Source organism: Rhodococcus sp. GXMU-t2271, assembly GCF_041414735.1.
Taxonomy (GTDB): domain Bacteria; phylum Actinomycetota; class Actinomycetes; order Mycobacteriales; family Mycobacteriaceae; genus Rhodococcus; species Rhodococcus indonesiensis.
The window spans coordinates 167,090-185,667 of record NZ_JAUIZP010000002.1 but is presented as its reverse complement, the minus strand read 5'-3'; the positions used below and the strand labels follow the sequence as shown (position 1 = coordinate 185,667).

Annotated in this window: 17 protein-coding genes; 7 read left to right on the top strand and 10 right to left on the bottom strand. The window is 70.6% G+C overall.

Annotated elements, in window-relative coordinates:
• Positions 1-113: 113 nt before the first annotated feature.
• From ftsH to QYS60_RS02075, 3 genes are all read left to right on the top strand, one after another.
• The gene (ftsH, locus tag QYS60_RS02085; protein ID WP_371382295.1) at positions 114-2,054 is read left to right on the top strand and encodes an ATP-dependent zinc metalloprotease FtsH; all 1,941 of its coding nucleotides are present in this window, start codon (positions 114-116) and stop codon (positions 2,052-2,054) included.
• A gap of 66 nt (positions 2,055-2,120) precedes the next feature.
• Positions 2,121-2,387: a hypothetical protein gene (locus QYS60_RS02080; RefSeq protein WP_371382294.1), complete on the top strand. Its 267-nt coding sequence runs from the start codon at positions 2,121-2,123 to the stop codon at positions 2,385-2,387.
• Positions 2,388-2,420: 33 nt separating this feature from the next.
• Positions 2,421-2,831, top strand: coding sequence for a TIGR03668 family PPOX class F420-dependent oxidoreductase (locus QYS60_RS02075; RefSeq protein ID WP_371382293.1), 411 nt, complete (start codon positions 2,421-2,423; stop codon positions 2,829-2,831).
• A 6-nt stretch (positions 2,832-2,837) separates the two neighbouring features.
• On the opposite strand, the gene QYS60_RS02070 is transcribed toward QYS60_RS02075, so the two are convergent.
• The 5 genes from QYS60_RS02070 to QYS60_RS02050 all read right to left on the bottom strand — a co-directional run bounded on the left by QYS60_RS02070 (position 2,838) and on the right by QYS60_RS02050 (position 7,020).
• The gene (locus tag QYS60_RS02070; RefSeq protein ID WP_371382292.1) at positions 2,838-4,250 is read right to left on the bottom strand and encodes an alkaline phosphatase PhoX; all 1,413 of its coding nucleotides are present in this window, start codon (positions 4,248-4,250) and stop codon (positions 2,838-2,840) included.
• Between the two features lie 118 nt (positions 4,251-4,368).
• On the bottom strand, positions 4,369-5,034 hold the full coding sequence (locus QYS60_RS02065; protein WP_289382261.1) for a metalloregulator ArsR/SmtB family transcription factor: 666 nt from the start codon (positions 5,032-5,034) through the stop codon (positions 4,369-4,371).
• The gene (locus QYS60_RS02060) at positions 5,027-6,343 is read right to left on the bottom strand and encodes an MFS transporter (RefSeq protein WP_371382291.1); all 1,317 of its coding nucleotides are present in this window, start codon (positions 6,341-6,343) and stop codon (positions 5,027-5,029) included. Before QYS60_RS02060 ends, QYS60_RS02065 begins: the two co-directional genes overlap by 8 nt.
• A gap of 82 nt (positions 6,344-6,425) precedes the next feature.
• Complete coding sequence (locus QYS60_RS02055; RefSeq protein WP_371382290.1) at positions 6,426-6,710, bottom strand: hypothetical protein; 285 nt, start codon at positions 6,708-6,710, stop codon at positions 6,426-6,428.
• A gap of 70 nt (positions 6,711-6,780) precedes the next feature.
• Positions 6,781-7,020, bottom strand: coding sequence for a hypothetical protein (locus QYS60_RS02050; RefSeq protein WP_003934644.1), 240 nt, complete (start codon positions 7,018-7,020; stop codon positions 6,781-6,783).
• 190 nt (positions 7,021-7,210) lie between these two features.
• On the opposite strand from QYS60_RS02050, the gene QYS60_RS02045 reads away from it, so the two are divergent.
• Positions 7,211-7,543: a hypothetical protein gene (locus QYS60_RS02045; protein ID WP_289381847.1), complete on the top strand. Its 333-nt coding sequence runs from the start codon at positions 7,211-7,213 to the stop codon at positions 7,541-7,543.
• Positions 7,544-7,567: 24 nt separating this feature from the next.
• Here the strand turns inward: QYS60_RS02045 and QYS60_RS02040 are convergent, their stop codons facing one another.
• From QYS60_RS02040 to QYS60_RS02020, 5 genes are all read right to left on the bottom strand, one after another.
• The gene (locus QYS60_RS02040) at positions 7,568-8,728 is read right to left on the bottom strand and encodes a hypothetical protein (RefSeq protein WP_371382289.1); all 1,161 of its coding nucleotides are present in this window, start codon (positions 8,726-8,728) and stop codon (positions 7,568-7,570) included.
• A gap of 372 nt (positions 8,729-9,100) precedes the next feature.
• Positions 9,101-10,150: a TIGR03617 family F420-dependent LLM class oxidoreductase gene (locus QYS60_RS02035; protein ID WP_289381844.1), complete on the bottom strand. Its 1,050-nt coding sequence runs from the start codon at positions 10,148-10,150 to the stop codon at positions 9,101-9,103.
• A gap of 18 nt (positions 10,151-10,168) precedes the next feature.
• Entirely contained in the window at positions 10,169-11,284 is a 1,116-nt protein-coding gene (locus tag QYS60_RS02030; protein WP_371382288.1) for an NDMA-dependent alcohol dehydrogenase, read from the bottom strand.
• Positions 11,285-11,328: 44 nt separating this feature from the next.
• Positions 11,329-12,753 (bottom strand): aldehyde dehydrogenase family protein, encoded by a 1,425-nt coding sequence (locus tag QYS60_RS02025; protein WP_371382287.1) that lies wholly within the window; start codon positions 12,751-12,753, stop codon positions 11,329-11,331.
• 351 nt (positions 12,754-13,104) lie between these two features.
• Positions 13,105-13,713, bottom strand: coding sequence for a TetR/AcrR family transcriptional regulator (locus QYS60_RS02020; RefSeq protein WP_371382286.1), 609 nt, complete (start codon positions 13,711-13,713; stop codon positions 13,105-13,107).
• Between the two features lie 112 nt (positions 13,714-13,825).
• Here QYS60_RS02020 and QYS60_RS02015 point away from each other — a divergent pair, with 112 nt between their 5' ends.
• Genes QYS60_RS02015 through QYS60_RS02005 form a run of 3 tightly spaced genes read left to right on the top strand, consistent with a single transcriptional unit; the run spans position 13,826 to position 18,544 of the window.
• Positions 13,826-15,382 carry a long-chain fatty acid--CoA ligase gene (locus tag QYS60_RS02015; RefSeq protein WP_371382285.1) on the top strand — a complete coding sequence of 519 codons (1,557 nt, stop codon included), beginning with the start codon at positions 13,826-13,828 and terminating at the stop codon, positions 15,380-15,382.
• 25 nt (positions 15,383-15,407) lie between these two features.
• Complete coding sequence (locus QYS60_RS02010; RefSeq protein WP_003934656.1) at positions 15,408-16,613, top strand: acyl-CoA dehydrogenase family protein; 1,206 nt, start codon at positions 15,408-15,410, stop codon at positions 16,611-16,613.
• Positions 16,610-18,544, top strand: a complete 1,935-nt coding sequence (locus QYS60_RS02005; protein WP_371382284.1) for an alkyl/aryl-sulfatase — start codon at positions 16,610-16,612, stop codon at positions 18,542-18,544. The genes QYS60_RS02010 and QYS60_RS02005 overlap by 4 nt, the downstream gene beginning before the upstream one ends.
• Positions 18,545-18,578: the final 34 nt, after the last annotated feature.

The following is an 18,578-nucleotide window of genomic DNA, read 5'->3' as shown; positions in this document are numbered from 1 at the left end:
CCACCCCCGGGGGGTCCCCCACCACGGTTGCCGTTCCGTCGTCGATCCCTGGTGAAGACCTCCGCGCGTCCGGATACCGTGGACCCGACACAGCCAGGTCAGGGGAGCACCGGATGATCACGCGGACGAAGTTCTTCTCCGTTCATCTCTCACGGTCGGCGCGATCGGGACCTCCGCCGGACCCGCCGCCTCCACCGGCGCCGTCGTCGGGTCTGTGGTGGCAGCTGGTGGCCGTCGCCGTCCTGCTCGGTGGTCTGGTGGTCGCCCTGGCGCTGCAGACCCCGACGTCGAGCACCCTGTCCTACAGCGACTTCGTGGACCGGGTCGACGCCGGCACCGTCCAGCAGGTGACGATCGACGACCGCGGATCGGCCTACGGAACCCTCTCGGACGGAACGGAATTCGTCACCCAGCTGCCGACCGCACTGAACCTCGCGGGGCTCGACGCGAAGCTGCGGGCGAAGCAGGTCCAGGTCAGCGCGGAACAGACCGACGACAGCCCGTGGGCTGCGATTCTGCTCAGCATGCTGCCCTTCGTCGTGTTCGCGGGGCTGTTGCTGTGGGTCGGCCGCCGGGCGCAGCGCGCCTTCAGCGGCGGCACCGGAGGTATCGGGGGCATCGGCGCGTTCGGCCGCTCGAAGGCCCGGGTCATCGAGGCGAACCGGCCGACGACTCGCTTCGCGGATGTCGCCGGGTACGACGGAGTCAAGCAGGAGGTCAGCGAGGTCGTCGACTTCCTGCGGGATCCGGAGAAGTACGCGGCCGCCGGCGCGAAGGGCCCCCGCGGGGTGCTGATGATCGGCCCGCCGGGCACCGGCAAGACGCTGCTGGCCCGCGCGGTGGCGGGTGAGGCGGAGGTGCGCTTCCTGTCCGTCACCGGCTCGGAGTTCGTGGAGATGTTCGTCGGTGTCGGCGCCTCCCGCGTGCGGGACCTGTTCGAGCAGGCCCGCAAGAGCCCGCCGTCGATCATCTTCATCGACGAGATCGACGCCATCGGCAGCAAGCGGGGCGTGGGGACCTATGCCGGGAACGACGAGCGGGAACAGACGCTCAACCAGTTGCTGGCCGAGATGGACGGCTTCGACCAGAGCGTCGGCATCGTGGTGCTGGCAGCGACGAACCGCCCGGAAGCGCTCGATCCGGCCCTGCTGCGGCCGGGCCGGTTCGACCGCACGGTGGTGATCCCCCTGCCCACCCAGTCGGAACGGGCCGCGATCCTGGCGGTGCACCTGCAGGGCAAACACCTCGGACCTGACGTCGACCTGAACGTGCTCGCACGGGCCACCCCCGGCTTCTCGGGTGCGGACCTGGCGAACCTGGTCAACGAGGCCGCCATCAACGCCGTCCGGGACGACCGCACCGTCATCTGCGCCGACGACCTGTCGTCCGCGCGTGACCGCCTGCTGCTCGGGCGCCGCGAGAGCGCCAATGCCCTGCTCCCCGAGGAACGGACCTCGGTGGCGGTCCACGAATCGGGTCACGCGTTGCTCGCCGCCCTGTGCCCGCACGCCGACCCGGTGGCGAAGGTGACGATCCTGCCCGCCGGCATGGCGCTGGGATCGACCCAGCAGCTACCCGAGGTCGAACGGCACCTCTACAGCGAGGGGTATCTCGACGATCTGCTCACCGTCCGGGTCGGTGGGCGGGCCGCGGAACTCGTGGTGTTCGGGGAGGGATCGACCGGCGCCGCCGACGATCTGAGCGGCGCGACCCGCATCGCCGTGCGCATGGTGCGGGAATTCGGGCTGTCCGAGGCGTTCGGCCCGGTGGGGTACGGCTCCGGCGACCCCAACTATCTGCATGCCGACACCAGTGAGCGCAGCCTCGTGCGGCCCTACTCGGAACACACCCAGCAGCTCGTGGACCGCGAGGTCGCCCGGCTGCTGCGGGCCGCCGAGGAACGGGCCGTCGCGCTCGTGACGCAGCACCGGGCGGCGCTGGACCGGCTGGCCGCGATCCTCGTCGAGGAGGAGACCGTCGACGGCGGCGTCGTACTCGACGTGCTGCGGGCGGAGGCGGACGGCGCCCGGCCGCAGCGCCTCGGCACCACCTGAGCGGCGCGCGGGCCGGAATCGCATCTTGCCGACATGATTTGCCGGGCGGCGGGGAAACCGGTCCGCATGGCACCTCTCCCCGACCCCGCGACGATCCGGCGCTACCGCATCCACGCGACTCCCGACGGTCACCGGTGGGTGATCGGCACCCACGATCCGTCGCTCGGCATCGACTTCGGGCCGGGCCCGGAGGCGGAGACCTGGGCGCAGGAGGCCTGCGCCGACCTCGAATCTCCGCCGCCGCACAACCTGTACAACTGGCGGCCGGTACCCCCGGGAATCACGGGCTCACGGTTCGGCCCCGACCGGGGCATGCCCGGACCGAGGAGATGACCCCCGGGAGATGATCCCCGGCGTGGGCCTACCGTGAACGACGTGGACGCCCGTGCTCTCGTCACCGCCGCCCGCGTCGCCCGGCTGGCCACGACCGGGCCGGACGGACGGCCGCACCTCGTGCCGATCGTGTTCGCGCTCGTCGACGACGCGCTCTACACCTGCGTCGACGACAAGCCGAAGACGACGCGACGGCTGCGGCGCCTGCGCAACATCGAGCACGACCCGCGGGTGGCCGTGCTCGTCGACCACTACGACGACGACTGGTCGCGGCTGTGGTGGATCCGTCTCGACGGCACCGCCACCGTCCACGACCCACGCTCGGAGCTCGGCTCGTGGGGTCTCGACGCGCTGGCCGTCAAGTACGCGCAGTACCGCGCGGCGCGCCCGTCGGGACCGGTGCTCCGGATCGACGGGCTGCGCTGGCGGTCGTGGTCCGCGTGAGGCGACTCAGCCGATCGGGCGACGCCACGGCCCGGTGATCGCGAGGGTCAGGCCGGGTGACTGGATGTTGACGAACAGGGTCCTGCCGTCGGCGCTGAAGGCCGGCCCGCAGAACTCGCTGTCGTTGAGTTCGTTGCGCGCGATCGTGAACGGCCGGCCCTCGGCGGTGACGCCGATGAGGTGGCTGATGCCGTCGCCGTCCTCGGCAAGGATCACCCCGCCGTACGGCGAGACGGTGATGTTGTCGGGACCGTCGTAGTTGCCGGTGTCCACGGACGGGTCGGGGTTGACCCCGAACAGCGTCTTCAGCGTCACCGTCTGCGAGGCCGGATCGAAGAACCACACCTGGCCGTCGTGTTCGGCGACGCTGCCGTCGCTGGTTCGGGCGTAGCTTGCGACGAAGTAGGCGCCGCCGTCGCCCCACCACTGACCCTCGAGCTTGCGGCTGCGGGTCACCTCGTCGGCGGAGAACTGTTCGCGTACCGGGGTGGTGGCGGCATCGCGGTCGGGGACGTCGACCCACTGCACGGCGTAGCGCACACCCGGCTCGGTGGCCTGCGACAGGTCGGGCACGTGCGCGCCGCCGTCGAAGCAGACCATCGCCTGCAGGCTGCCCGCGGTGTCACCGCCGGGCGACTGGGCGAGTTCACGCAGGGCGCCCGGGCCGGCCCGGAAACCCTGCGGAGGGGTCCACCGGTAGAACAGGCCGTTGGGCTCGTCGGCGTCCTCGGTGAGGTAGATCGCGCCGGTGGCCGGGTCCACGGCGACGGCCTCGTGCGCGTACCGGCCGAGGAACTTCAGCGGCACCGGGCTTCTGCCGCGGTTGGCGTCCTGACTCGCGGGATCGACCTCGAAGACGTAGCCGTGATCGAGCGTGAATCCCTTCGAACCGGCCCGGTCCTCGGTCTCCTCGCACGTCAGCCACGTGCCCCACGGGGTGATGCCGCCGGCACAGTTGTTCACGGTCCCGGCGAGGCTGACGTACTGGCCGGTGCGCTGCCCGTTCGGCCCCACGGTGACGGTGGTGGTGCCGCCGCGCGCGCCGGGGTCGTAGGTCAGACCGTCGACGACGGGCACCCCGAACGGCTCGTCCTTGCCGATCTCGTGGTTGGTGACGATGGTGGAGCCGTTGCCGTGCGCGAACACCCCGTTGGCGTCGGGGTCGCTGGGGACGGGCGTGCCGTCGTCGAGGGTCGTCTCCCCGGAGCGGGACACCACGGTGTACGAGAAGCCTACGGGCAAAGCGAGAATGCGCTGGGGATCCGGGACGAGCGGACCGTACCCGATCGCCCCGCCCGGCACTGCGGACGCGAGTCCGGGACGGACGAGGGCCTCGACGCTGCCGGCGAGGGCCACGCCGAGTCCGGCCAGTGCGGTGCGCCCGAGGAATCCCCGGCGATTCAGTGGTGCCGTCGTCACGGTTTCCGATACCTCCATCGATGCGGTCGGGTCCTCCGGACCGTAGGTGCCGGAAAGCCCGGTTCCGTGGACGGCGGGTGACCGCGAATCGAACCGGAGGCGAACGTCGCGGAGTCGGTCAGGCGACGTCGGAGTCGACGGGCAGCCCGGCGAGTCGCCACTCGAGCACACCGTCGGCGGCGCGCCGGGCGGGCACGCCGTGGGTGCGCAGCAGCCGGACGGCGTCGTGGGCGAGCACGCAGTACCGGCCGCGGCAGTAGGCGACGATCTCCCGGTCCGCCGGCAGTTCGGCGAGCCGCTCGGTCAGCTCGTCCAGTGGCACGTGCAGTGCGCCCGGCAGGTGCCCCGCGGCGTACTCGGCGGCGGGCCGCACGTCGAGCAGGACCACCTCGCCCGTCGCGAGGCGGTGCAGCAGTTCCTCGGTGTCGACGGCGGTGGTGTCGTCCGGGCCGAGGTAGGCGCGCCGGGCGAGTTCGGTGTGCGGGCGGTGTAGCTGGGCCACGCGGCGCAGGGTGTCCCACAGTTCGGCGACGTCGTCCCCGGCGAGCGAGTAGAAGATGCGTTTGCCGTCGCGGCGGGACCGCACCAGCCCGGCCGCGCGCAGGGTCTGCAGGTGCGCCGAGCAGGTGCTCACGCCGAGGCCGGCGGCAGTGGCGAGCTCGTCGACGCTGCGCGGTCCCTGCGCGAGCAGGTCGAGCAGTTCCAGACGTGCCGGGTTGCCCAGCACCTTGCCGACGGCGGCGAACTCGGTGTACAGCGCGTCCTTGGCGGCTCGGTCAGCCACGGGTGGGTCCTTCCTGTGGGGTGCGGGTGGGCCGGGGATGCGTTTCGTACATGCGCACCGCGACGATCAGTCCGGACAGGGCGGTCAGCGCGGCCACGACCCACACGGCGGCGTGGATGCCGAACGCGTCGGCGACGATACCGGCCAGCAGGGCGCCGGCGGCGAATCCGCCGTCGCGCCAGAGCCGGTACACGCCCACGGACCGGGCCCGCCAGGCGGGATGCGCGACGTCGCCGATCGAGGCGAGCAGGGTCGGGTAGACCAGCGCGGTGCCCGCGCCGAGCGCGGCCGCGGCGATCGCCCACGGCAGGAAGGAGTCCGAGACGGCGATGACGGCCAGGGCGAGCGCCTGCAGCCACATGCCGGCGACGATCATCCACTTGCGGCCCCACCGGTCCGACAGTGCCCCGGTGACCAGCTGGCCGACTCCCCACACAGCCGGGTACAGCGCGGCGAGGACGCCGATCCGGCCGACGGACAGGCCGGCCGCGGCGAACAGGATCGGGAACAGGCCCCAGGCGAGTCCGTCGTTGAGGTTGTTGACGAGCCCGGCCTGGCTGGCCGAGGACAGGGCCGGTTCCTTGAAGCTGGTCTGGACGAGTACCTGCCGGTCGGTGAGCTTGTCGTGCAGGTGGTCGTGGCGTCCGTCGGCGCGGGCGACGTGGCCGACGGCTTCGAGACGCGCGTGTTCGCGGGTCTCCTTCACGGCGAGGGTGGACAGTCCCAGACCGAGGGCTGCGAAGGCGATGCCGAGCAGGAACGGCGCGGGCCGCAGACCGTAGGCCTCGGCCAGGTACCCGGTGGCCAGCGCGGTTGCGGCGACCGCGGCGTACCCGGCGGCCTCGTTCAGTCCCATCGCGAATCCCCGTCGGGCCGGGCCGACGAGGTCGATCTTCATCACCACGGTGGTGGACCAGGTCAGTCCCTGGCTGATGCCGAGCAGCACGTTGGCGAAGATCACCCAGCCCCACGAGGGTGCCCAGATGAGCAGCAGCGGGACCGGGAGGGCGACCAGCCAGCCGGCGACGAGCACCGGTTTGCGCCCGTACCGGTCGGAGAAGGTCCCGGCGAAGTAGTTGGTGATCGCCTTCGACAGGCCGAAGACCAGGATGAACGACAGCCCGGCGGTGTAGGCGCGGATGCCGAACTCCTCCTCTGCGAGCAGCGGCAGCACGGTGCGTTCCTGGCCGAGCATGCCGCCGACGAGCGCGTTGACGACCACCAGCAGCGTGAACTGGGCAAGGTTGCGGCGCAGGCCCAGTCCGATCTGCTGGTCGAGCGGGACGGTGGGGGGCGTGGAGGTGTTCATGAGCGCCTTCCGGGACCTGTCGGGACGTACCGTTACAACATTCTACGGAATTATGGAATATCCCCGGATGCCTCTGCCGCGATCAGCTCACGACCGCGGAGCCTCGGCGCGTCCACAGCGTCACCGCGGCCGCAACCCGGATCGCGGCGAACCCCGCCGCGAGCCACCACCCCGCATGGGCGAGGCCCACGCCCGCGGCCCAGGACGCGACGGGCTGATACCCCGGCAGCAGTTCGTCGACCGCGGACAGCGTGATGATCGCCCCGAGCACACCCGCGGCGACCACGGACACGGACGTGACGACGACGTCGAACTCGGCTGCAGCATTGCTCGGCCTCCTTGTCTCCGGTCGTCTGCCGAAACCCACCGCGATACCCGACGCCTGTGGGCCGACCGCGAGTTCACCGACCCCACCGCCCGTGGGCGGTCCCGGTGGGTCAGTGCAGGCTTTCCGCGTGCCGGACCGTCGTCTCGAGGTGCCGGTCGACGCTGCGCAGATCGAGGCGCGCGTCGGCCAGGAGGTCGAGGATCTCGAGGAGCGCAGCCTCGGCGGAGTCGCCGTGGGAATGCCGGTCGATCCGCCCGAACTCCTCGCTCAGCTCCTGGATCCGCCGGTCGAACGCGTGCAGATCCGCGCGCAACTGCGAGGCCTGCCGGGCCAGCTCGGGAGTACTCATCAGCGGGACCGTCCTTCGAGTCGACGCGCGGGGTGTGCACTCATCGTGGTGGACCGGGTTCTCCGGCGCCACAGATTCGGCCGACGCCCGCTCTCCCGGATCGACTCGGGTAACCACGTGCTCGATCCTTGCGCGAGTGGGATAATCACGGCCGAGCGACCGGGAAAGCACCGCGGGAAGGCGTGGCGAGATGGATCCGGGACGGCAGAGCTTCGGTGTGCACAGGTGGTCGGACGAGCATCTGGACCGGCTGGTGGAGGAGAACCCCACGGACGCCGTGCCCGAGCGGAGCGAACAGGTCCACGCCGCCCGGATCGAACTGGCCCGCAGACGCGATGGTGGAACGTTCGACTGGACCTGCCTCGTCGAGGACCCCACCGATCCGGACCGCCGTCTCGATCCCCTGGTCCTGACCCTGCCGACGGGCGTGACCGAGGAGCAGGTGCACACGGCCCTGCTGGCCCGCGCGCGCGTCCTGTACGGGTCGCACGTGCTGATCCGGCACATCTGCGCCCGCGACTGATCCCTCGCGACGGACGGCCCACGCTCACGGCCCGTCGAAGGTCGTGAACCCCACCTCGGACAGCGACGTGCGGAAGCGGTCGCCGGCCGGTCCGAGCCGGGTGATCCACACCAGCACCTCCGACATCGGGGCCGCCGTCGCCGCCACCGGGATGCGCGTGATGCCCTCGTCGAGCGTGGCGGTGCCCACCACCTGCGACAGGTGGAGCGGACCGCCCCCGTCCGGTGCAGTCCGGATCTCGACGTGCGTACCGGCGCTGAGGCTGTCGATCCACACCTCACCGAGCCGCACCGGTTGCGCGAACGCGACGGTCAGGCCCAGTCCGGCCCGTCCCGCGGGGAGCTGACGCGGATACAGTTCGGTGCTCCACGCCGTGTTCGGGTTCCCGTCGACCGCGAGGTCCGCCGTCACGGCGTTGTCCGCCGCGCCTTCCTGCGCATGGGCACGCACCGCGCGGGGCACGACGGGGACGGTGGTCCCGCCCACCGTCGGCGGCGACGCGGCGACGATCACCGGAAGCGTCGTCGGCGCCGCCGACTCGGCACGCGGTCCGCTCAGCGCGGTGCCGGCCACCCAGCCGACCGCGGCGAGGCACGCCACGCCCACGAGCGCCACCACTGCCGGCACCGCTGCGCTGCGCCGGGCGGTGGTGGCCGGGGACGGTTTCGGTTCCCGTACGGGCGCCGCGATCCGGGCCACCGGTTCCGGACGGTCCGGCGGTGCCCCCGGCAGCAGCCGCCCCAGTCGCTCGGCGAACACTGCTGCGGTCCGCACACTTCCGTCGACCGCCTCGTCGGCCAGTGCCCGCATCGCCGGTGCACTACCCCGGTCTCCGAGCATGCACTTCAGGGCCGCGCCGAGACCGGCGACATCGGTCGTCTCGTCCGCACCGGGCAGCGTCGCGGGGAAGGCCAGGACCGCGGCGCCGGACTCGTCGACCCGGATGCGCACGGGGTCGTCGAGGCCCAGGATCGTCGACTGCCGGTGCGCGGTGCGCACCGCCTCGGCCAGTCGGAGCACCGTGCGCGCCGCGACGGCCGGATCGGGACGGTCCGCGGCGACGTCGTGCAGCGACCGGCCCGGCGTCCATTCGGACACGACCACGCAGCGGGCGGCGTCATCGGCGACGTCGAAGACCCGGGCCGCCGACCCCACCCGGGCGAACGCAGCCGAGGCCGTGCGCACGCACAACGCGTGGAAGAAGGCACCGTCGTCGCCGGCCGGGCGCGGGGCGACTCAGCGCGACGGTGCGATTCATGACCGTGTCGTGTCCGCGCCAGCACTGCAGGCCGACCGTGGTCCCGGCCCCGTCCACCAGCCGGTAGCGTCCGTCCGCGACGAGCGACCCGGCCCCCACCGGCTGCCGGTCCGGCGGCTCACCCGGAGTCGCGCCGTCCTGCTCGGTCATCGACGATCCCTCCCCCGGATCCGGGTCCCTGGCCGTCATTGTCCATCGCGGCGCTGCCGGATGGGCATGATTTCGGTGTCGGCGCGCCGGTCCGCAGTTGCCGCACTGCCGTCACCGGTCCGCGCGCCGGAGTTCCTGCCGCGTCCGCCTCAGCGATCCTGAGCCGGGCGGCGTTCCGGCAGCACGCGGAGACGATCGAGCAGGCGCGCGAAGTCGTCGTCACCCGACGGTTCGGCAGGCGGGTCGATCGACAGGCCGGCGCACAGCCCGCCGTACCAGGAGCCGAGGACCTCCGGCAGCTGCGCGTAGGTGCCGCACGGCACGAGGGCATGCAGGACGTCGTCGGTCATCAGCGGCGCCATCTCGGCCCAGCGCTGATCCCGGGCGAGCGCACCGAGCCGTTCGCCGAGGCCGGCCAGACCGTGCATCTCCAGGGTGCGCCGGTAGGCGGGGGTGGAGTACAGGAACGCGAACTCCGAGCGTGCGGCGTCGGTGGCGGCGGCGACGGCGGCGTCGTCGCGTCCGGTGATCGGTTTGGGCACCACCACGATGCGGGGACCGCCGTCGTCCCGGCCGGTGCGGGCGGCGCCCTCACGCAGCGCCGGCAGCACCCGCTCGCGCAGGAACATCGGATGCGAATTCGTGGGGTGGGTGACGAAGCCGTCGGATCGCTCCCCGGCGAGCACGCACATGCGCCGGTTGACCCCACCCGTCCACAGTTGCGGGGCCGCGACGTCGAGCGGACCCGGCCGGAAGTACGGCTGCAATCGGTCGAACTTGTAATGAGTTCCGCTGTGCGACAACGGCACTCCGGTGGCGAACGCATCGAAGATCGCACGTAGGGAGTCGAGGTAGTCACGCAGCTGCGCAGCAGGGTCGCTCCAGGGCATCGAGAAGCGGCCCACGATGTTGCCGCGGACCTGCGTTGCGATCCCGAGCTGGAAACGGCCCCCGGAGAAGCGGGCCAGCTCCCAGGCGGAGTACGCGGTGACCATCGGGCTGCGGGCGAACGCCACCACCATGCTGGTCCGCACCGTCAGCCGCGACGTGTGCTCGAGCGCCAGCGCGCACACCGCGAACGGGTCGCGCACCGTCTCCGACACGTGCACGGTGTCGTAGCCGAGGGCCTCGATCCGGCGCACCCGCTCGGCCACCCGGCTCAGCGGCGTGTCCGCCGGCAGCGATGCCACCACTTCCATCTCAGGACCTCGTGTCGATCAGAAGACGACGATCCCGCGCAGGTTCCGTCCCTCGTGCATATCGGTGAACCCCTGTGCGATGTCGTCGAGCTTGTAGGTGGCGGTGACCAGTTCGTCGAGCTTCAGCTTGCCGGAGGTGTACAGCTCGATCATCCACGGGATGTCGGCAGTCGGGGCGGAGGCGCCGAACAGCGAACCCTGCAGCCGCTTCTGGTACAGCACCAGCTCCATCGGACTGATCGGGATCCCCACGTCGGTCATCGCACCGAGACCGGTGACCACGCACGTGCCGGCCTTGCGGATCGCGGCGAACGCCTGCGCGATGTGCTCGCCGGTCGTGACACCCACGGTCACGATCGCGGCGTCGGCACCCTGACCGTCGGTGAAGGAGCGGGCGATCTCCGTCGCCTCGGCCATATCGGCGACAGCGTGCGTCGCGCCGAACCGCAACGCGCTCTCCCGCTTGAACGGCACCGGGTCGACGGCGATGATCCGGGCCGCGCCGGCGTGGGCGGCGCCCTGGACGGCGTTGATCCCGATCCCGCCGACGCCCTGCACGATCACGGTCTGCCCCGGATACACCGCGGCGGAGTTGACCGCAGCGCCCCAGCCGGTGCCGACACCGCAGCCGAGCAGGCACAGCTTGTCCAGCGGCAGGTCCTGGTCGACCTTGACCGCCGAATCGACGCTCACCGTGGTGTATTCGCTGAAGGTGGACAGGCCGCAGGTCTGCGCGACCGGCGCCCCGTCGAGGCTGAGCCGGAAGCTCGACGGGTCGTCGGGCCGGCTCCCGGTCATGATCGCCGCACCCCGATCGCACAGGTTCTGCAGTCCCTTGGCGCACCACCGGCACCGGCCACACGCGGCGAGGAACGAGAACACGACGTGGTCGCCTTCGCTCCAGCCCGATGTTTCCGGCCCGACCTGCACGACGACGCCGGCGCCTTCGTGACCGCCGCAGATCGGGTAACTGCCGACAGCGTGGTCACCGGTGGCGATGTGGTCGTCGGAGTGGCACAGTCCCGCCGCCACCATCTTCACCGTCAGTTCGCCGCGCCGCGGCTCGTCCAGTTCGAGGTCGGCGATCTCGTACGTGCCGGGTGCCTGGCGGATGATCGCGCCGCGGGTTCTCATCGGGTTCCTCCGGGGTGTGGGACGGCGTCGGGTTCGGTCCGGTGTCAGGGGGTGACCTGGGCATCCATCGCGGCCCGGTAGCCGTCGCCGTACGGCGGCAGCATCCCCCACTCGCGGCGCGGATCCAGGTCGGGTGCGACGAACACCGTTCGGGCGTGGCTGAATTCGAGGAATCCCTCGCGGCCGTTGTAGTGCCCCGTGCCGGAGGCGCCGACCCCGCCGAACGGTGCATCGAGCATGCCCGGATGCATCATCACGTCGTTGATCGTCACGCCCCCGGAGGTCGTGGACTCGACCACGGTGCGCTGCTCGTCGGCGTCCCGGCCGAAGTAGTACAGGGCCAGCGGTTTCGGCCCGGCATTGATCTGCGCGATCACGTCCGCGAGATCGTCGTAGGTGCGCACCACCATGGCCGGTCCGAAGATCTCCTCCTGCGAGATCGCCGCGGCCGCCGGCGGGTCGACGACCAGCCGCAGCGGGCGGCGCCGGTCGGTCGCGTCGATCGGCTCCGCGGGCACGGTCTCGATGCGCGCCCCCCGCTGTTCGGCGTCGCGGATGTAGCCGTCGATGCGTGCGGCGTGCCGATCGGTGACGACAGCTGTGGCGTCGGCGTTGCCGGTGGCGGTGGGCAGCAGTTCGAGGTAGGACTCGCGGACCGTGGCGACGAACGCCTCGAGGCTCTCCGAGGGGACGTACACGGTGTCCGGGTTGACGCACAGCTGACCGGCATTGGTGGCCTTGCCGACCGCGATCCGGTGCGCGGCGGCGGCGAGATCGGCCGAACGCCCGACGATCGTCGGGGACTTGCCGCCGAGCTCGAGCGTGACGGGCACCAGGTTACGGGCGGCGTTCTCCAGCACCGAGCGGCCCGCGGCCTGACCGCCGGTGAACACGATGTGGTCGAACGGCAACGCCGTGAGAGTCTGCGCGACGTCGGGACCACCGGTGACGACCGCGACGTCGACGGGGTCGAGGAACTCGGCGGCCGCCTCGGCCAGCACCTGCGCGGTGCGGGGGACGAGTTCGGACGGCTTGAGCACAGCCCGGTTCCCGGCTGCCAGCACCCCGGCGAGCGGGCTGAGCAGGGTGAACACCGGCGCGTTCCAGGTGCCGATGATCGCCACCGAGCCCTTCGGCTGGTACTGCACCGAGGCGGTGGCACCCAGCTGGTCGTACGGGGCGAAGGCCGACCGCTGCTCGGGTTGCATCCACTTCTCGAGGTGATCGCGCGAGTACTTCAGCGCGGCCAGCGAACCGAGCACGTCGTTGACGGTGGAGTATCCCGGGTGTCGGCCGCCGAAGTCGGCGTCGATCGCCTCGACGATCTGTCCGCGCCGGGCGACGAGCATGTCGATCACCCGCTGGATCCGGGCGCGGCGCTCCGCCGCGGAGCTGGTCCGTCGTGCGCGAAACTGCTTCTGCTGGTTCTCGAGCAGCGCGTGCACGTCGGTGCCGATGGTTGCGGTCATGGCGCGGATGCTATGAGCGGTGCCGATCGGCCCCGGGCGCAGTCCCGTTGAGCGAGACCGCCCGCTCGGTCCGCCGAGTTCGAGGCATGCGCCGGCGCGGGTATCCGCGCACTCGTCCCCGGCCCGCGGCGTTCCGGCTCGAGTTCGTCGTCGCGGCCAACCGCCGGGGCGAGGTCCGAGGCGACGGCGATTTCGACGAGGCCGCCCGGTGGGTGGCACGCTCGCTCATCAGTCCTGCCACGGTGCCCGGCCCTGCCCTCGGCCCCGCCCCGACGACGAGGCGGCCGTGCGACGGTACGTGCATGCGGAGCTGCCCTCGTCGCGCCCTGTCGACCGGCAACCGGCGGGAGATCAGGCGCCGGGCGGCGGTCCGTCGAAGCCGTTCGCCCAGTACCGGCCGCGTAGGGACAGGTCCAGCAGCATGTGCGTGACGTCCTCGAGAGGAAGGACGGGCGGGTCCGACTCGATCCACCATCGCAGGACCGAGATCTGCTCGCCGACCCAGGCCCGGGCGAGAACGTCGACGTCGATGCGCGGGGTCACACCGTGGGCGTCCGCACGCTTACGGAAGATTCGTGCGACGACCTCGCTGCGGTCGTCCATGAACTCGCGCAGGGCACGGCCGTCGCCTTCCCCGCGCAGGATCACCCGGTACACGTCGCGCTCCTCGGCGGCGTGGCGGAACATCTCCAGGACCGGCTTGCCGGTGAACCCGGCAGACGAGTCCGTGACGAGCGGGCGCAACCGCTCGTTCAACTCCGCGATGAGATCCGCGACGATCTGCCCGAACAGGTCGTCCTTGTCGGTGTAGTGACCGTAGAAGGTGGCGCGGCTCAGGTCGGCTCGCTCGGTGATGTCCTCGACGGTGACGGCGCCGTAGCCGCGCTCGAGCACGAGAGCCACGAGCGCATCGCGCAACAGTCGCTTGGTGCGACGCACCCGGCGGTCTTCCGCTGCCATTGTCGGCTCCCTTCCCGCTACCAGGACGACCATGCTAGCGCAAGCCTTGACACCGACACCAGTTCCATACATCGTGTCCAATAACAGTCACTCTGTCCGCGAAGGAGCGGAAATGAACCTCGGCATCTATCTCAGCCGCAGCAGTACGTACTGGCCCGACCACGAGGCCGTGGTGTGCGGCGACGAGCGCTGGACATACCGCCGCCTGGAGGACTCCACCAACCGGCTCGCCTCGGCACTGATCGGACGGGGACTCGAACCGGCACACGCGGTGGCCACCTTCGCCGGCAACCGCCCGCAACTGGTGGAGACCGAGATGGCCCTGTGCAAGGCCGGGCTGCTCCGCGTGCCGATCAACGCGCGACTCGGGGCCGCCGAGGTCGCCCACGTCCTACGGGACGCGGCCGTGCGCTTGCTGTTCGTCGACGCCGAGCACGTCGAGACCGCACTGAAGATCGTCGCCGACGCAGGCACGGGCTGCACGGTCGTCGACTACGACGACAGCTGCGACGACGCGGTGCGCTACAGCGACCTGCTGGCCGAGGGCGACGAGCGCCCGGTAGCGATCGAGGTCGATCCCGAAGTCCCCGCAGTCCTGAACTTCACCTCCGGCTCGACCGGAAAACTCAAGGCCGCGGTGCAGACCCACGGCAACCGCCTGGCCAACATGCGCAAGCGGCTGATGACCCCGGACAGCTCGCTCGGCGTCGGCGAGCGCTACCTCGCGCCCGGACCGATCACCCACGCCTCGGGTATGGGTCTGCTCGCCTCCCTCTCCCGGGGATCGGCCGTCGTGATCCTCCCGCACTGGGACACCGCATTGTTCCTGCGCACCCTCGAGTCCGAGCGCATCACCTCGACATTCATGGTGCCCACCATGCTCAATCTGGTGCTCGACCACCCGGAGGCCGCCACCACCGACTACTCGAGCCTCCGATGTGTGCGTATTGGTGGGGCGCCCGTCTCCCCGCAGCGCCTGCGGGACGCCGTCGACCTGTTCGGACCGGTCGTCGCCCAGGGGTACGGTCAGGCTGAAACAACGAGTGGGATAACGGTACTCACGCCGGACGATGTACAGCGAGGAATCGGTTCCGACCCCGAGCTCCTGCTGTCGTGCGGACGCGCGGTGTTCGACACCGAAGTCCGGGTGGTCGACGACGAAGGCCGGCCCGTGCCGGCAGGCGAACTCGGTGAGATCGTCGTGCGCGGCCCGGACTGCGTGCACGAATACTGGCACGAACCGGAACTGTCGGCGGAGACCTTCCGCGACGGATGGGTCCACACGGGCGACATCGGGCGCCTGAGGGACGACGGCTACCTGTTCATCGTCGACCGCAAGAAGGACATGATCATCTCCGGCGGGTTCAACATCTACTGCAGCGAGGTCGAGGCCGCCCTGTACGAGCACCCCGACGTGTCCGAGGTCTGCGTCGTCGGCGTCCCCGACGAGCGGTGGGGCGAGGCCGTGAAGGCCGTCGTCGTGCCGCGCCCCGGCATCGAGCCGACGGAAGCCGCACTGATCGACCACTGCGCCCAGCGGCTCGCCGGGATGAAGAAACCACGCTCGGTGGACTTCGTCGAGTCCCTTCCGATCAACCGCAACGGCAAGGTCGACCGCCGCGCCGTGCGCGACGCCTACTGGTCCGGCGCCGAGCGCCACGTTCACTGACCGCGTTCACTGACAAGGACACTTCATGTCGTTCACCCTCACCCCGTCCTACGACGACCATCCGCGGCTCGCGACGCTGGTTCCGCGCCTGCGGGACTACCTCGACGGCGAACTCGCCGAGTACGAACACCGACTCGGCCTGGGACCGGAAACTCGGTACACCCGTGAGCAACTCGAACCGGTGTGGCGGCGCAGCCGCGAACTCGGGTTCTACGGGATCCATCTGCCCCCGGCCCTGGGCGGTCAGGCCCTGTCCTACACCGAACTCGCCGTCCTCAAGGAGGAGGTGGGGGCCAGCGGCCGGATTCTCGCCCACTCGGTCCTCGGTGACATGGGCGGGCCGCTCCGCGTCGGGTCGATCTTCGGCGTGGCCACGGACCACCAGCTCGAGAAGTACCTGATGCCGGTGCTGCGCGGCGAGCGGGCGTGCTGCTTCTCGCTGACCGAGGAGGACGCGGGATCCGACGTCCGACGGATGCGCACCGTCGCCACCCCCGACGGGGACGGCTGGCGTTTGACCGGCCGCAAGGTGTTCTCCTCGGCCGGTCCGTTCGCCGACTTCTCCGTGCTCGTCGCGCGAATGGCGCCCACCGGTGACAGCGAGGTCTATTCGGCCTTCCTCGTCGACCTCGACTCCCCCGGCTGCACCGTCGTCGACGGCGACCTGCCGATGTCCGGCCAGCACGTGGAGAGCGACATCGTCCTCGACGACTGCTACGTCGGGCCCGAGCAGCTGCTCGGCTCCGTCGGTGACGGTCTGCGAATCGGGTTGGGACGCGTGACCGTCAACCGGCTGCTGCACTGCCCGACGGTGCTGGGCAGCGCGCGGCGCGCGCTGGAACTCACCGTCGACTTCGCGAAGACGCGGCACGTGCAGGGCGCGCCCCTGGCGGCACTGCAGTCGATCCAGCACAAGATCGCCGACATGGCCACCGACTACTACGCGGCCCGGAGCATGACCTACGACGCCCTCGCCGCGCTCGACGCCGGTACACCGCCGCGCGTCGAGGCGTTCATGTGCAAGCTGTTCGTTGCCGAGCACGCCTTCCGCATCGCCGACGAGGCCGTGCAGATCCACGGCAAGGCGGGCATGGTCCGCGGCGCCGAGGTCGAATGGCTGTTCCGGCGGCTGCGCATGTTCCGCATCCTGACCGGGTCGTCCGAGATCCAGAAGAACGGGATCGCCAAGCAGTTGCTCGCACAGCCGGCCGGCGGGAAGGGAACGGCATGACCAGCCCACTGTCGAGTCCGAAGGCGGCCACCCCCGCGACCGCGGCGGCCAATCGGGCCGTGCTGAGCACACTGGATTTCGCCGACCGGCGTTCCTTCGACGACGCTCGCCGCGGATTCGTCGCCACGATCGACCCGCCGGTGATCCGCGCCGAGAACGGCCGGGTGGTATGGGATCTGACCCGGTACGACTTCCTCGACGGCGACTGCCCCGAGACCGTCAACCCCAGTCTGTGGCGGCAGGCGCAACTCACCGTGCAGCACGGCCTGTTCCGGGTCACCGATCGCATCCATCAGATCCGTGGCTTCGACATCGCGAACATGACGATCGTCGAGGGAGACACCGGATACGTGGTGATCGATCCGCTGCTCATCCCGGAGACCGCCGCAGCCGGCATGCGACTCGCCCGAGAACACCTCGGGGACAAGCCGATCCGTGCGATCGTCTACACCCACAGCCACACCGATCATTTCGGTGGGGTCAAGGGTGTGGTGTCGGCCGAGGAGGTGGCCCGTGGCGACGTGCGGATCGTCGCGCCGTCGGGCTTCATGGAACACACCGTCAGCGAGAACGTCCACGCCGGCAACGCGATGAAGCGGCGCGCGCAGTACATGTACGGCTCGCTCCTCCCGGCGGACGACCGGGGTGTCGTCTCGGTCGGCCTCGGAGCCGCACTCGCCGACGGTGCACCGACGCTGCTCGCTCCCACCGACCTCGTCGCCGAGACGGGTACCGAGATGGTGCTCGACGGGGTGCGGATCGTCTTCCAGTACACCCCGGACAGCGAGGCTCCGGCGGAGATGAACTTCTTCCTTCCGGACCTGCGGGCGTTGTGCATGGCAGAGAACGTCTCCCACAACATGCACAACCTCTACACCCTGCGCGGCGCTCAGGTACGCGATGCCGCAGCGTGGAGCGACTACATCCGCGACGCCCTCGATCTCTTCGGCGACCGGACCGATGTGCTGTTCATCAGCCATCACTGGCCGGCATGGGGACGCGCGACGATCCGCGAATTCATGGAGAAGCAGCGCGATCTGTACCGCTTCATCCACGACGAGACGTTGCGGTGGGCGGCGCGGGGACTGAACGCGGCCGAGATCGCGGAGAGACTCGAACTTCCGCCCGCCCTGGCGAACTACTGGTCCAACCGCGGCTACTACGGAACCCTCGAACACAACGTCAAGGCGGTCTACCAGAAGTACCTGGGCTGGTTCGACGCCAACCCGGCGAACCTGCACCCCCATCCACCCACCGCGGCGGCGGAGCGGTACGTGGAGTTCATGGGTGGTGCGGACGAGGTGCTCCGCAAGGCATGGGCGTCGTTCGAGGCCGGCGACTACCGGTGGGTCGCCGAAGTGGTCGGCCGGGTCGTCTTCGCCGACCCGGAGAACGAGGATGCGCGCGCCCTGCAGGCCGACGCGTTCGAGCAGCTCGGGTACCAGGCGGAGGCGGCCTCGTGGCGAAACTTCTACCTGACAGGTGCGCAGGAACTACGCTCGGGCGTCGCCTACGGCGGGGGCGGTGGGGCGCGTGGCGACATGCTCACGGCGATGACCACCGAGATGCTGCTCGACCACCTGGCGGTCCGGCTCGACGGCGCAGCAGCCGCCGCATGTGACGCCCATGTGGCACTCGATGTGGACGGCGAGGAGCGGATCTTCGTTCTGGTGCGCCACGGCGTGCTGGTCCACAGCCGCCGTCCGCAGCGCGCCGACGTGGACGCGACCGTCGTGCTGTCGCGACCGGTGCTGGCGCGGCTGGTGCTCGGGGCACTCACCACAGCCGACGCCGAGGCCGCAGACCACGTCCACGTATCCGGTGACGTTGCGGCGTGGCGGGTGCCGTTCGACCTGCGCGACAGATTCGATCCGGCCTTCCCGATCGTCACCCCCAGGATACTCGGTCGAATGAAAGCTGTTGTTCCATAACCATTTTCATTGACAGCTTCCTTGCGATGCGACG